At 42.9% G+C, this 13,604-nt stretch carries 14 protein-coding genes; 5 read left to right on the top strand and 9 right to left on the bottom strand.

Translation table 11 applies throughout. The features are described 5' to 3' along the window. Positions 1–507 carry a NifB/NifX family molybdenum-iron cluster-binding protein gene (locus R7F07_RS03480; RefSeq protein ID WP_053349334.1) on the bottom strand — a complete coding sequence of 169 codons (507 nt, stop codon included), beginning with the start codon at positions 505–507 and terminating at the stop codon, positions 1–3. Next, positions 504–794: a DUF134 domain-containing protein gene (locus R7F07_RS03475; protein ID WP_005373924.1), complete on the bottom strand. Its 291-nt coding sequence runs from the start codon at positions 792–794 to the stop codon at positions 504–506. The genes R7F07_RS03480 and R7F07_RS03475 overlap by 4 nt, the downstream gene beginning before the upstream one ends. 499 nt (positions 795–1,293) lie before the next feature. Here R7F07_RS03475 and R7F07_RS03470 point away from each other — a divergent pair, with 499 nt between their 5' ends. From R7F07_RS03470 to ompV, 4 genes are all read left to right on the top strand, one after another. Continuing rightward, the gene (locus R7F07_RS03470; RefSeq protein ID WP_005373926.1) at positions 1,294–2,193 is read left to right on the top strand and encodes an ABC transporter permease; all 900 of its coding nucleotides are present in this window, start codon (positions 1,294–1,296) and stop codon (positions 2,191–2,193) included. Continuing rightward, the gene (locus R7F07_RS03465; RefSeq protein ID WP_025768003.1) at positions 2,186–3,415 is read left to right on the top strand and encodes a quaternary amine ABC transporter ATP-binding protein; all 1,230 of its coding nucleotides are present in this window, start codon (positions 2,186–2,188) and stop codon (positions 3,413–3,415) included. The genes R7F07_RS03470 and R7F07_RS03465 overlap by 8 nt, the downstream gene beginning before the upstream one ends. A gap of 260 nt (positions 3,416–3,675) precedes the next feature. Then, the gene (locus R7F07_RS03460) at positions 3,676–4,209 is read left to right on the top strand and encodes a copper resistance protein NlpE (RefSeq protein ID WP_005373930.1); all 534 of its coding nucleotides are present in this window, start codon (positions 3,676–3,678) and stop codon (positions 4,207–4,209) included. Between the two features lie 221 nt (positions 4,210–4,430). Beyond that, a complete protein-coding gene (ompV, locus tag R7F07_RS03455) occupies positions 4,431–5,207 on the top strand; it encodes an outer membrane protein OmpV (protein ID WP_017635134.1) in 777 nt (258 codons plus the stop codon). Between the two features lie 75 nt (positions 5,208–5,282). On the opposite strand, the gene R7F07_RS03450 is transcribed toward ompV, so the two are convergent. The 3 genes from R7F07_RS03450 to R7F07_RS03440 form a co-directional block, all read right to left on the bottom strand. After that, positions 5,283–6,950: an ABC transporter substrate-binding protein gene (locus tag R7F07_RS03450; protein WP_171342647.1), complete on the bottom strand. Its 1,668-nt coding sequence runs from the start codon at positions 6,948–6,950 to the stop codon at positions 5,283–5,285. A gap of 160 nt (positions 6,951–7,110) precedes the next feature. Beyond that, positions 7,111–7,725 (bottom strand): outer membrane beta-barrel protein, encoded by a 615-nt coding sequence (locus R7F07_RS03445; protein ID WP_005373936.1) that lies wholly within the window; start codon positions 7,723–7,725, stop codon positions 7,111–7,113. Between the two features lie 180 nt (positions 7,726–7,905). Further along, entirely contained in the window at positions 7,906–8,790 is an 885-nt protein-coding gene (locus tag R7F07_RS03440; RefSeq protein ID WP_005387224.1) for a LysR family transcriptional regulator, read from the bottom strand. Positions 8,791–8,883: 93 nt separating this feature from the next. On the opposite strand from R7F07_RS03440, the gene R7F07_RS03435 reads away from it, so the two are divergent. After that, on the top strand, positions 8,884–9,765 hold the full coding sequence (locus R7F07_RS03435) for a DMT family transporter (RefSeq protein ID WP_005373940.1): 882 nt from the start codon (positions 8,884–8,886) through the stop codon (positions 9,763–9,765). 63 nt (positions 9,766–9,828) lie between these two features. Here R7F07_RS03435 and R7F07_RS03430 read toward each other — a convergent pair whose 3' ends face one another. The 4 genes from R7F07_RS03430 to pncB form a co-directional block, all read right to left on the bottom strand. Next, positions 9,829–10,608, bottom strand: a complete 780-nt coding sequence (locus R7F07_RS03430) for a methyltransferase domain-containing protein (RefSeq protein ID WP_025768005.1) — start codon at positions 10,606–10,608, stop codon at positions 9,829–9,831. A gap of 170 nt (positions 10,609–10,778) precedes the next feature. After that, entirely contained in the window at positions 10,779–11,297 is a 519-nt protein-coding gene (locus R7F07_RS03425) for a glycine zipper 2TM domain-containing protein (RefSeq protein ID WP_005373945.1), read from the bottom strand. 214 nt (positions 11,298–11,511) lie between these two features. Beyond that, complete coding sequence (locus tag R7F07_RS03420; protein WP_005373947.1) at positions 11,512–11,871, bottom strand: hypothetical protein; 360 nt, start codon at positions 11,869–11,871, stop codon at positions 11,512–11,514. Positions 11,872–12,191: 320 nt separating this feature from the next. Further along, entirely contained in the window at positions 12,192–13,502 is a 1,311-nt protein-coding gene (gene pncB / locus R7F07_RS03415) for a nicotinate phosphoribosyltransferase (protein ID WP_171342648.1), read from the bottom strand. Positions 13,503–13,604: the final 102 nt, after the last annotated feature.

Genomic DNA, 13,604 nt, shown 5'->3' with positions numbered 1-13,604 from the left:
TTAACCTGCCTTATTAGCCATCGACTCTAGCTTAAGTATAGCAGGGCTAGATGTTGCTTTGAGTAGCGCTTTAGGTCTTGCCAACAAGGAGGGTTTTGATTTTTGGCCACCACAACCACAGGAGCCGCAGCCGCCTTTTTCTTTGTGAACACTTTTCTTATGATTGTTTGATGGACGTCCTTGAGAGGGCTCAATCAAAGGCTCTCTTGGAACCGCAAGCACATCTTCCAAGGAACTACGAGTAGACAGCCTAAATACTGGCGTGCCACTGCTAAGTAGCTTTGCCAATACACGTTCACCGATATTTCGCACAAGAACAGCATCCACATTGTACCCTTTTAGAGACTGAATCAACTGAGACTTCGCATTACAACCCGCTTGTGGCATAGAAGCTATGTTCGCTAAGTTTTTTAGCATACCGTCAGTATCAGAATAAATAGCAATGTATGGTGCTTTTACAAAGTGGTTTGCCACCCGCTCACCATCATTAGGAATAGCATAAATCATAAGTTTGACTCCTCATTCGGAAAAACTAATGCATGACCTTCAACTAAACTTTTTGCGACTTTCAACCTTGCACTTTTTACTGTGTTACCAAAAGTTTGTCTAGAAACGCCCATCTGCTCCGCAGCTTGCTGCTGGCTAAGCCCCTCTAAGTCGGCTAAACGTAGCGCTTCTAACTCTTCTGGTAATATGGCGACTTGCTCCAACTGATTAAATGGAATGCCATTGGGCTTAAAGCAATGGTGAGCCGCACGTCCGCATATTCGTCTTTCTATCTTTGGTCTTGCCATCATTGTCCCTCAAAAACACAGAGTCAAATTACGCCTTAAACTGGCATATGCCAATAACATTTTTAGCATATGCCAATAAACTAAGTTTGCAAAAATCAACACGACAAATACGTAATACATCAGCATTAATTAGACATCTAATAATTTAGGAATTTTGATGACAAACGAACAAAAAGATCAATTCTAATTAACCGGATAATAAAAACGTTAGTTTGCGCAGATTTTTCATACAAATACACGCTAATGTGTTCATTTTATTGAAGAAGAAAAACTATAATCCAAGCAAATCATTAGTTTGAACACTAATGATTGTTTTATTTAAAGGATGTATACCTAAGGAACGAAAAAGAGAAGTTTGACGACATTGGCCTGAGCTTAAAGGGTAATACTTTCGATACAGAACCTGTCGAACGACCATTACTTGGCCTAGATGCCCTACTCTTCTTGCCAAATTAAGTTTCTTGAAAGCGCTTAGGTATATCAGAAAAAGGAAGTACATATGTCTGACTCAAATTGGCTCAGCGAATTCCCGGAAATGGATGCCTCTGATCTCAGGGCGATTCGCAAAACACTCGACGGCGCCTACAGAGATTTCTCTCGCGAGTATGGTGAACTCATTGAGTCTCTGTTTGATCCGCTCCTGGCGTTTCTTGTCTGGTTTGAAAAGCTTCTGATTTCTACACCTTGGTTCATTATTTTAGGTGTCTGCACCACTCTCGTTTATGCCGCTAGCCGCTCTTGGAAACTGGCCGCTGCATGTTTTGGTTCGCTGATTCTGATTGGCTATTTTGGAATGTGGGAAGACACTATGCGCACGCTCAGTATCATCACTGTATGTACTATGCTTGCCATCGCACTTGGTATCCCTATCGGCATCGCTATGGCGCGCTCTAATCGCATTCAGTCGGTGGTAACACCATTACTCGACGTCATGCAAACCATGCCGGCATTTGTGTATCTCATTCCAGTTGTGATGTTATTGGGCATCGGGAAAATTCCTGGCCTTATCGCAGTAGTGATCTACGCGATTCCACCGGTTATTCGTTTAACCAATTTGGGCATTCGTCTAGTTGATAAAGAAGTATTGGAAGCCGCAACCGCATTTGGTGCCAGCACTCGGCAACGGCTTTTTGGGGTTCAGCTTCCGCTTGCAATGCCAACCATCATGGCGGGAATTAACCAAACGATCATGATGGCACTGTCAATGGTGGTCATCGCATCAATGATTGGGGTAAAAGGTTTAGGTCAGCCTGTTCTAAAGTCTATTACCAATCAATATTTCACTCTTGGTCTTCTCAATGGTTTAGCAATTGTCGCCCTAGCAATCCTTTTTGATCGTGCTTCACAAGCGTATGCGAAACGCACTCAAGCTCATTTAGGAGACTCAAAACATGACTAGTCCACTTATCGAAATCAGCGGTCTGTATAAAATCTTCGGCCCCAAGCCCAATAGCGTGATTGAGCGCGTTAAGTTGGGACATAGTAAAGAGCAGGTTTTAGCGGAAACGGGCCATACGGTCGGACTAAAAGACATCAACCTGCAAATTCAAAAGGGTGAAATTTTTGTCATTATGGGATTATCCGGTTCTGGAAAATCCACCATGATTCGCCACTTCAACCGATTAATCGATCCAACCATGGGGCAGATTTTGGTAGAAGGGGTGGATGTCATGCAACTTTCTAACAAAGAGCTTGAACAGTTTCGCCGTCACAAGATGTCTATGGTGTTCCAACGCTTTGGCTTGCTGCCTCATCGCACTGTTATCGACAACATCGCATATGGTTTAGAAGTTCAGGGAATAAATAAAGAGGCGCGCTTAGAAAAAGCAAATGAATGGTTAGAAACCGTTGGACTGACGGGTTATGAGCACCAGTATCCTGCTCAACTATCGGGTGGACAGCAACAGCGTGTGGGCCTTGCACGGGCACTGGCTACCGACGCCGAAATACTGTTGATGGACGAGGCTTTCTCAGCATTGGACCCTCTGATTCGGAGCGAAATGCAAGATCAGTTGGTAGAGCTGCAACAGAAGCTGCACAAAACCATTATTTTCATTACTCATGATTTAGATGAAGCGCTTCGACTTGGCGATCGCATCGCGATACTTAAAGACGGTGAACTTGTCCAACAAGGTTCACCGGACGAAATCTTACTGCATCCTGCCGATGAGTACGTTGAAGCCTTTGTAAAAGACGTCAATAGAGCGCGAGCACTGACGGTCGAAACGCTGATGCAGCCACCTTCGTACTGTGTTCGCGCTGAAACCATTGAAGATGCGCTGAGTGAAATGAAACGTGTTAAACGTGATTATGCCTACCATGAGACCAATGCAGGCTATCAAGGCGTGATAACACAGCAAGGATTGCTAAACGCAGCGAAGTTAACTCACCTATCAGATTGGCGTGATGATATCTATGAAGAGGTGCCTATCATCTCTCCACATTTAGCCATTGAGCAAGTGCTGACTGAAGTCATGTCGTGTGAATATTCACTGCCCGTCATCGATAAGCACGGCAATTTGAAAGGCGAATTAAATCGTCAGGTTATTGCGGAGCTGTTTTCTGATCAACGAAGCACAAAACGAGGCACTTCACGCTCAAGCTTCAATAACGTTTCTTAGATGATGTTGATAATACAACTCACAATAATGTGGGCTGTTATCAATTAACTCGCTCCCAATCCCCTTTTAGATATTTGTCTGTGGGCTCAAGCTTGATACCCAAAGCAACATTTACATTATTCTGATTTTCCTGACAATTTCATGCTCATATCCGGTTTTATTGACATAGTCAGATCATTCTATTGCTTTTTGATGACGCAAATCCTCGATAAATGTCTACTATTACTCTCATACAAAATCTTGATTTAAAGAGGGATAAAATGAAAAAGACAATGTTGGCACTAACAGGCGCGGTAATCATTCTTGCAGGCTGTCAAGATGAGAAACCAGCCGAAACAAGCGCAGTTGAAGTACCTCAGGCAACGGAAACTGAAGTCACCACCAGTGCAGACGTTACGACTGAGACAATTGACACGTTACCAGTAGAAGAAGAACAGGTAATTACTGAAGAGACATTTGTAGACTCTGAACACAACGCACAAAGTGCTCTGGACTGGAACGGCACCTACAAAGGAACACTACCTTGCGCGGATTGTGCTGGTATCGATATGACCATCACACTAAATCAAGATGGCACTTACGTACTTGAAGAAAGCTACCAAGACAAAGAAGACGGTCAATCAAAATCTGAAGGTCAATTCACTTGGGACGCAAATGGCAGCATCGTAACGTTGACAAATGAAGATGCACCAAACCAATACTTTGTTGGTGAAAACGTACTTATGAAGCTAGACATGAATGGCGAAAAAGTAACGGGTGACCTAGCACCACTATACAACTTAACGAAACAGTAAGAAGTTAGTATCAATACCTGATAAATACCTCAAATCCGAGCCACCCCAGCTCGGATTTTTCGTTATTTTAACGAAAACTATTCCAGCAACCTTTCTATTCTGAAGCAACATTCTGCTTCTTACCCTGATTGTTCATTACATTTCCATACGCTTTGCCGATAGATGCTTACAACGTCATTTTGTACAGTGTTCAAAACAAAACAGAACAACTCGGAAAAATGATGAAAAAAACATTAATTGCACTACTTACTCTGACAGCTGCTGGCTCAGCTTTCGCTGGCGATACTTACATTCGTAACGGTAACATCTACAACAACGAAGGCGGTTGGAACGTAGAAGCTGGTGTGGCTCAAGGCAGCGATCTTTTCAAAGATCAAAAGCATAATACAGCACCAATTCTCAACGGTGGTTACCATGGTGACGACTTTAATGCCGACCTAAGTGGCATTAACTACCGCTTCTTCGGTAACACCAATGAGTTAATCAACATGAGTGCCTACCTTGTAGGTAGCGGTGTAATGCGCGACGGTGATACAGCGAAAAGCCTGAAAGGCACAGATAAACGCCGCTTCGCCGTCGATCTAGGTTTAAACGCAGACTTTACACTGGATCAAAACAACGTCATTTCTACGTACCTTCAGCACGATATCAGTGGTGCTTACAAAGGTTACTTAGCGGGTGCGACTTACTTCCACATCATGAAATTCGGTAGTGTTGATTTTGTTCCTTTTGCTAACCTAACTTATCAAAGTGAAGACTACGTAGATTACTACTTTGGTGTAAAACAACGCGAAGCAAACGCAAACCGCAAAGCATACAAAGGTGATTCAACGGTAAGCTATGGTGTGGGCTACAAACTTGTTATGCCAATCAACGACAACTGGCAAGTAAGCCAAATGACACAATACACGCGCCTAGGCAGCGGTATCAGCGACTCTTCTATCGTTGATAGTGCAAACCAATGGGTTGTTGGCGCAAGTGTGTCGTACAACTTCTAATCCGACACGCCCTTATAAAGCCATCATTTCGATGGCTTTATGCGTTGGACATTTGCATCATATTGCACACAGACGTTAGTGTGAATGAGCAATCCATAACCTATGTAAATCGCTATAGCCTGTATTCTTCACCTGCACACCTCGCACTTGCTGTGTTTTTGTCACTTCTTCGTAGCCAACAAACAAAGGCAAATATAGGTACTGATCGCGCAGCGCTTTCTCTAGGTTTAATAAAGACTGCAGCGAGTGATCATCAGCCATCGCCCTGCGGACCTTTTCTCTATGGCTTAACATCTGGCTTTGATCAAAACTAAAACGCAGTCCAGTTGCTATCGACAGCCATTCGAAGATGCCATATTCAAATGGTGCTTCCATGACTTCCTCAATGAAGAGCAAATCTGCTTGGTGAGACACTACCTCAGGAAAACTAATGTCATCAATAACGACGATCTCCAACTCCAATCCCGTTGCACGAATCACACTGTGCAACCATTCGGAATGACGAATTAAACTCGGTATCGTCCAGACAGGTTCAGCTAATACCACTTTACCTTTCAGTTTAGGTATCACACCACCATCTATTATTGATAAATCTTGCTCATGAGTCTCTAACTGAATGCTGTCAACGGCACTTGGCGCATCATAAATTCGCTTTTGCACATGGATGTAATCAGCGAGTTGATACCAAGTCTCTTTTGTGAGTTGGGATTCCGCGCGTTCGCGGTAGGTCAGATATGAAAATGCGCTAATTTTTTCCACTTCAACGTGATCGGAGCTTTGGTTAAAGCTCAACATATTTAAGGTTTTAACATCACCATGAGACAGCGTTATTTGATCTAACAATGCGCGTGCTGAAAAATACTCTTTGTGCGCTTCAAGAGTCATACTCTCCTGGTTCCAGCCGCTAATTTTAAATGGCCCAGTCCCGATGTGGTAGGAATAACTAGAACCGAAAGAGACGACATCTCGACACAGAATAGACGCATGAGGAGTTGCTAGCATGTATGGAAACAACTTGTTCGGATGCTTCAATATAATTTTTAAGCAGTTAGATGTTTCTGCAACCACACTATCAATGCATTGCCAGAGCTCGTGAACTGGTCCTTTTATCTCCCTGAGTCTTTCTATACTCCAAACCACATCCTGTATGTTAAGGGGCTCGCCATCATGGCGATATATGCCTGGCCGCAACCATAACGTCATTACCTTGCCTTCCATTTTCCATTCGTGTGCTAACGATGGCTCGATACCACCATTGGAATTTTGGGTCAGCAATACGTCATAAACGCTTTTCGCGACGTGTAATTCAGTGTGACGGTAAGTATTCGCAGGGTCGATTTTGGATACCCAAGGGTAAGAAGAAATCAAAATAGCGTTATTTGATTCATTCAATCGATTCACTTTTTCAGAAGCGATGGTTAGTGCTCTAACCGCGGTTTGACCGAACCAATCAATAAGTTTCGTTATTGAGTTCATTCTTCCTCTGCCAAGCTCCTCAACCAAAAACTCGGTCATCGCTTGTTGGAGGGAAATATTAATACTGAGACGGCTAGCGTTACTTCGGCCAATCGCAGGTTGCCAATCGACCCAATCGTAAGTGGCAAGCTTTTTCATCACAATAGAAACATTGCGCCTCGACGTGCAAATCACCGCTTCTAGCTCAGAAAGCGTAACAAGGTGATACTGGTGAGGTTCAAAGTGCTTTAACAGTAGATCCAGATACCTAAGATTGACATCGTTCACAAAGATTCCTAAGAGTTATTCCAAAGCAAAAAAATAGCACAGGACGCTTAGCAACTAAACTTCCTGTGCTATATCTAAACAAATTCAAAGCTTGGACTCAGCTCGACCAACAGAAGTCAAAAACGTTTACTAAGCCAAGAGGTAACTTGAATAAGTATTCTTAGAAACGGTAGCTCATACCTACAGAGAATACATTGATGTCTGCATCAACCGTTACTTTTTCATTGCCAAATTTCGCAATGTCTAGCTCAGGCATCATGTATTCCCATTCAACTTGTAGAGCAAAGTTTTCAGTAATAGCGAACTCTGCACCTAAACCGTACATGCCTGTTACAGTGCTGTCAGAAATGGTGGTATGGCCTGCGCTACCGTCAATCACAGAGTTGCTAATTTTGAATTCAGCATTGAAGTAAGAAAGACCAGCTTTAGCAAAAAGGTTGAAACGATCGCCAATCGGTAGAGTCGCTTTTGGCTGAATCGATAGATACTTCATATCACCAACAGTAACAACTTTGCCGTCTAAAGCATCGTAGCCACCAATGGCTGCTTCTAGAGAAATGTATTCGTTGAATTTGTAACCACCGAATACTTTACCTGAAAGGCTTGAGTCATCTTCAAGTTTAAGTTTAGTGCTAGCGTTAGTACCACCACCATTGATAGAGCCATTAACATCACCAAACGATGCTTGACCTACAGATGCACCAACGTAAGGAGCTGCGTTTGCAACAGAACATGTTGCTAGAAGGGCTGTCATTAGCCATGTTTTTTTAAACATTGTATTTCACTGCCTGTTAATTATTGAGGTTGTGTTTTGCCCATCCTTAAGCATGCCATGCTATCCATTTCACTTGGTTTCAAAACCAAGTGGATGTTAATGAATAAAAACTCAATAAAACATGAAATATTTAGACACAACTTTGCCACTTTCTTTCTTAATTTTGACAATTTAGTCATTTCACAAGCATTGCTGCTTCAACCAGTTAGTGAGTTTGATGATTTCCGCTTGCTTGGCTCGACTCTTTTTATGAATAAAATAAAAGCTGTCGCCGGTTTCCAATCCATGAGAAGGGATATACACCAAATCGTGCGCTTTATCTCTTTCATTAAGCATAAAATCATTCGCAAATGCGATGCCTTGGTCATAACGCGCCGCCTCTATTGCCAACAACATATGACTAAAATGTTGAACATCGACATCTTTCGGCAAGGTGTAACCGCCCGCTCTGCACCACTCAGCCCAGTCTTTTCCTCTCTCACGATAAATTGAGTCTGTCGACAAAATAGGGTATCGCCAAAGCGCTTCTGGAATCGGTTGATCTTGCAACTCTTTCCAAATTTTATGGCTGCAGACCGGATACAGCGTCTCCGCGTATAACTTTACCGACATGTAGTTTCGCTTTGGCTTTTCTACCGTGATAAAACAATCGCCAACGCTGTCTGTCTGTTCAGGATCACCAACGACCATATTGAGTGTCAGATCGATTTCTGGATGTAAGCGCTTAAAATCAGACAAACGAGGAATAAGCCACTTTACGGCAAGCGAGCTATAAATCGCCAACCGTATGCTGCCTTTGTCCCCTTCTCGCACCTTTTGGCTGGCCATCGCAATTGAGCTAATTGCTGGGCTAATATCCTCTAAATAGCGGGTGCCCGTATCGGACAAAGAGAGCTTTCTGCCTTGACGGATAAATAATGATTCACCCAAATAATCTTCTAATAGTCGTATCTGGTGACTAACGGCACTTTGCGTCACATTGAGTTCTTCAGCAGCAAGCGAAAAGCTAGAGTTTCTGGCAACAGATTCAAAACAGTGAACCGCTCTGAGTGGTGGCAATTTCATTATCTAAAAATCTCATACTTAAACTAATAAATATCACTTCACTTCATCCTATGACATCACCTACTCTTTGGCAAAGAAAGAGGAGAGGAAAAAGTGAAAGTTACATCGGTCGGAGCAGCGATGCTGCTATTAATTGTTGGAAATCTCATTGCGGTGCTTTCGGACTCTTTAATTAAAAGTGTCGGAAATGAAGTGCCTATTTTTCAATTTGTCTTTTTCCGACAAATTTCAGCGGTGCTTTTCCTGCTGCCAGTCTACTTGCTAACAAAAAATGCGCCTTTTCTTGAAGGGTTTAAGTGGCATGCTGTTCGCGCTCACGTATGGTTACTTGGTGCAATATTCATGGTTTTGGCGATCTCATCTTTACCGCTCGCAACTGCGAACGCGATCTTTTACGCCGCGCCATTAATCATGTTGCCGCTTGCAGCAATCTTTTTTGGAGAACAGTTGTCTAAGCAATCGGTCGCCGCAGCGATAATGGGCTTTGCCGGTGTATTGGTCATCATTCGTCCAGACCAAATCGATTGGGCAGCCATTTCAGCTTTAGTTGTTGCAATTACTTTAGCAATCAATAACTTGCTCATTCGAAAACTGCCAAAAAATCAGTCTGTGATGCAAACGTTATTGATGACAAACTTGGCAGGTATTCCAGTAGCCTTCTTGCTTGTTCTGATCGAAGCAGAACCTTGGGACTGGAGTGCTTTCCCTGTTGCTGCTGGCTCAAGTTTGTTCATCATGATTTATGCAGCAACATGTGTCATCGCTTACCGCTCGATCGATAGCAACAAAATTGCCAGCGCTGAATACAGTGGCTTAATTGGTGCCGTATTTGTGGGATTGATTTGGTTTGGAGAAGTGCCAGACATATTTATGGCAATAGGAACCATTATGATTGTTGTGCCTCTGGTTTGGCTTTCTAAACGAGAGCGTCGCAAGAAAAAGTTGCAAGAGCAACAAGAAGCGCACGTTACTTAAAGTTGTGCTCTAACCCAAAGACTAAAAAACCGAGCCGTAAGTGCTCGGTTTTTTTATGTGGCTCTAATCGGTTTTTACGTAAGCGACTACGTGAGATAAAAACTGCCTTGCGAAGCGATCATTAAACCGGATGCGATATTCATGATCGGCTTCCGACACTAGACGCCAGCCTTCAGCAAAGTATTCTTTGATATCATCAACCGCCTCTTCTTTATTTTTGATGTGTTTCGCGTTCCACTGATAAGTGCAAGAGACAACGATCAGCCCACCCACCTTGGTGGTTTTTTTTAGAGCATTGATCACGCTAAGTGGCGACTCACATTGATCAATCACATTTAAACATACGACTAAATCAAAGCGAGATTGGAGAGTATCAAGCTCAAAAGGCTGGTTAATTAGCGTCAAATCAACATGAGCACATTTCTGTACGATATCTCTATTCTCTACCTCTAAAGTGTTTAAGGTGTTCACATCGTGAAGGTAAGTAAGCTCGACGCGTTGTTCTTCTATTAATAGTTGCTTCAAGCCATCCATTAACCTATTTGAAGGCTCCACAAGCGTCGCTTCTCTAAGGTTAGGTAAGCGTTGCACTAACTCATAATAATTTCTTCCCAGCGCCGCCCCAACCTCAAGTAGGGAATACGGCTGAACGCTGCTTTCGATTACCGCCTGCGCAATAAAATCAGCAACTTGGGAGCAGTGAGGTGATGACAAAAAAGAAAGTGGGACTTGTTTTGAGCGACTGGTTATCATCTCAATCTGTTGATCCTCAATGAACTTGTCGAACCATTGCGCTTCGAAATAACCAGCCAAACCGTGCTCGGTCAGGTAAAAATCTTCCATGTTTTTTCCGTTCGTACTTTTAGAAAAGTGATTGTATCGAACACGGAAATTAACGGGTATTTCTGGCCGCACATTCCAATAGGAAAACAGATGAAAACGCCGTTTGTGTGAAAAAGCCCTTTCATCTCAAAGATAAAAGGGCTTGTTAATCGCTTCGGTTAAGTCGCTAACTATTGTGGTAGAACAACGTTACCATCTTGAATTGGGAACGTTTTTGTCGCTGGCTTGCTCGCCAAACGAACCGTCGTTGGTGCACCTGAAACTTCGTAAGTGACGTCGTAACCCACTACTTTATCAGATGTCGTATATTCTGTATGACACTGTTTTTTCGTCGTTGTTACTACATCACCTTTTTGCACATTCTCCTGGATCTTACGACCTGTCAGTGCACCAGCAATCGTACCAGCTGCAGTTGCAATCACTTTACCTGAGCCACCACCGATTTGGTTGCCCAGCGCTGCTCCAGCTGCTGCGCCACCAACCGTACCAATAATTTTATTGTCATCCGCAGGGGCAACTTGCTCGGTTACTACCACGTCTTTACATACTTGGTGCGGCTTTTTCACCGTTTCAGTCACCGCTTCAACCAAAGTAATGTTTGCTTGAGTTGGAGCTGGTGGCGTTTTGTCTTTACAGCCTGCTAGTACAGCAACAACTGCCGTTGCAATTGCGATAGATTTCATATTCATGATTTACATCCCAGTATGGTTTGCTTTGATGAGCGTTATGGTAAATCGCAAAAGGGAAATCACATCAGACGAAAACAAACCCTCTGTTATTAACAAGTAAAGAAACACTGTTTTATAAGAGGTACATCAAGAAACACTCAGCAGAATGTCAACAGAGCTAAAACTGTATCACTACTGATTATGATTGGGCTGGACTAGTCTATGAGATTTATTTTTAAGCCAAGCTCAAAAATAGTTCGTCATCCGTTAAATACTTATGACGGTGGCTTAGATTACGCACGTGCATAAACATAAAATCAGGGAAACCAGGCGCTATAATGTTATTTGGTTCCCAGCATACACCGCCAACAAACACATATCGCCCCTGCTTGTCATCTTCGTGAAGGGGGTTATTAAGAGGAGAAGAAAACTCTGCTCGGCAACCTTCAACCACACAAACAATTTGTCCTTTAAAAAGGCCAATCACGCGCTTTACAAGATTTGCCTTGATACCACACTTCCATGCTTGGCGAGTGGCCATCTCATAGCCATATTTTCGGATCGCTTTCTTTTGCAAATGTACTACTAGGTTCATTTTGACTCCTGATTCAAGCAACTACGTGAAGCCCAAAGTCATAAAAGCAGATAGACGTCTATACCCGAGTGAGCTCATGGTACGTGGGAATAAACTACGTGATTAGACTGAGTTTAGTGTCGGATGAGATACACCGTCCACGATGCTGTAACGTATCGATTTACACCAATCAAAGGCAGATAACACATCAACTTTTGAGTGCTTTCCTGCGCTGTATCTGGTTACTTCTGTATATTACTATAACGAAATCACCCTCCACGTTTACCTATATAAATTTGTCGTAACGATAGAGGGTGCTTATCAAGGAGAGAGGATAACGCCTACGCGTCAATGAGATAATTTTGACCTTCAGTTTCTAAACGATCGATCATTTTACGACACTCATTTAAATCAAGAGGTTGTTCAAAGCGGCGCTTGAGATTCATCAAAAAGAAGATATCTTCACACATGGCTTTCTCAGGTTCGTCACTGATTTTGGCGACCGGTGAACCATTGCACGTGACCATTTTTATCACGATAGAAAGTGGCTGGTAGGCTTCACCATCTTTATTGACATAATCACCCATATCATTGGCAAGAAAAGTACCGATACCAAAACTCACCTGAATACGTCCTTGGAAATACTCGCAAATATCTAACGCTTGTTCGAAGTTAAGTCCGTCGGTAAACACCAGTGTTTTTGTTAATGGGTCTATATTCAGTGACTGGTAGTGTGCAATCATTTTTTCACCCCAGCTATAAGGGCAACCACTATCGTGACGTACACCGAAGTACGCGTTACTTAGTTCTTCATCAAAGTCTTTAAGGAAAGCATCGATACCAATCGTATCGGTTAACGCAATGCCTAGTGCACCATTAAACATTTTTTGCCAACGTTGCAACGCCACTTTTTGCGAATCTCGCACATTCACCAGAGCTTGGTGTCCCATAAACCATTCATGAGCAACGGTGCCGATAGGCGTCAAGTTTAGCTCTTTTGCTAAGTGATAGTTGCTTGTTCCTGTCAAACATTCCGGCACTTCCTGGCACAAATATTCCAGCATAGTGCGCTGAGCTTGGAAGGAAAAACGTCGACGCGTCGACATGTCAGAAAATTTAAAGTTAGTGATGTTACGACGTTTTAGTTCCGACTTTAGGTGCCGAACTTTCTCTTCTAAAACAGTGGTAAATTGCACAACAGGGATATCTGACCAACGCTGACGGCTACGAAGTTCAGACACGATGCTCATGATGATCGTTTCGTACAAGATGGTATCTCGCCACAAACCGTTAATAGTAATTCTTAACTGGCTTGAGCCATCAGCCATGGCTTTGTTATGGAAAGAGACATCGCTTTGTGGGTTGAAACGGAAATGGCGCAGTGCATCAACAAAGTCAGGATTCAGGTAAGGCGCGACACGCTTAATATATTCAATTTCTTCTTGCGTAAATTGAATATCTTGCAGTTTAAGGACTTCGGCTTTTACCTCAGGCAAAAGCTCAGAAAGGTCTTCCTCACTGCGCACGATAAACTTATATGACACCATCGCATCAGGGTAAAGCGCTGTTACAGCACTCATCATATTGACTTTGTAGACATCGAAATCCAAAGCGCTTTGAATGATGCGGGAAGAAAATAGTTTGGTGGTCATTAGGTGCCCTTCTACATGCCCTTCCTGGGTATATAACTTTTTGTTACTAACTAATTTGCGTAAACAATAAACACCCATCTATAGTTTGTCAACTTTTGTTAC

It is taken from the genome of Vibrio sp. YT-16, from assembly GCF_033337405.1.
GTDB classification, from domain to species: domain Bacteria; phylum Pseudomonadota; class Gammaproteobacteria; order Enterobacterales; family Vibrionaceae; genus Vibrio; species Vibrio alginolyticus.
Note: the sequence above shows the minus strand (reverse complement) of the source record. Positions and strands in the feature narration are given on the sequence as shown.

What these genes read in the sequence shown, in the direction of transcription:
- R7F07_RS03470 (WP_005373926.1), top strand. Translation starts at nt 1,294, where the DNA reads ATGTCTGACTCAAATTGGCTCAGCGAATTCCCGGAAATGGATGCCTCT.
- R7F07_RS03425 (WP_005373945.1), bottom strand. Translation starts at nt 11,297, where the DNA reads ATGAATATGAAATCTATCGCAATTGCAACGGCAGTTGTTGCTGTACTA.
- R7F07_RS03465 (WP_025768003.1), top strand. Translation starts at nt 2,186, where the DNA reads ATGACTAGTCCACTTATCGAAATCAGCGGTCTGTATAAAATCTTCGGC.
- R7F07_RS03480 (WP_053349334.1), bottom strand. Translation starts at nt 507, where the DNA reads ATGATTTATGCTATTCCTAATGATGGTGAGCGGGTGGCAAACCACTTT.
- R7F07_RS03440 (WP_005387224.1), bottom strand. Translation starts at nt 8,790, where the DNA reads ATGAAATTGCCACCACTCAGAGCGGTTCACTGTTTTGAATCTGTTGCC.
- R7F07_RS03475 (WP_005373924.1), bottom strand. Translation starts at nt 794, where the DNA reads ATGGCAAGACCAAAGATAGAAAGACGAATATGCGGACGTGCGGCTCAC.
- R7F07_RS03460 (WP_005373930.1), top strand. Translation starts at nt 3,676, where the DNA reads ATGAAAAAGACAATGTTGGCACTAACAGGCGCGGTAATCATTCTTGCA.
- R7F07_RS03445 (WP_005373936.1), bottom strand. Translation starts at nt 7,725, where the DNA reads ATGTTTAAAAAAACATGGCTAATGACAGCCCTTCTAGCAACATGTTCT.
- R7F07_RS03430 (WP_025768005.1), bottom strand. Translation starts at nt 10,608, where the DNA reads ATGGAAGATTTTTACCTGACCGAGCACGGTTTGGCTGGTTATTTCGAA.
- R7F07_RS03420 (WP_005373947.1), bottom strand. Translation starts at nt 11,871, where the DNA reads ATGAACCTAGTAGTACATTTGCAAAAGAAAGCGATCCGAAAATATGGC.
- ompV (WP_017635134.1), top strand. Translation starts at nt 4,431, where the DNA reads ATGAAAAAAACATTAATTGCACTACTTACTCTGACAGCTGCTGGCTCA.
- pncB (WP_171342648.1), bottom strand. Translation starts at nt 13,502, where the DNA reads ATGACCACCAAACTATTTTCTTCCCGCATCATTCAAAGCGCTTTGGAT.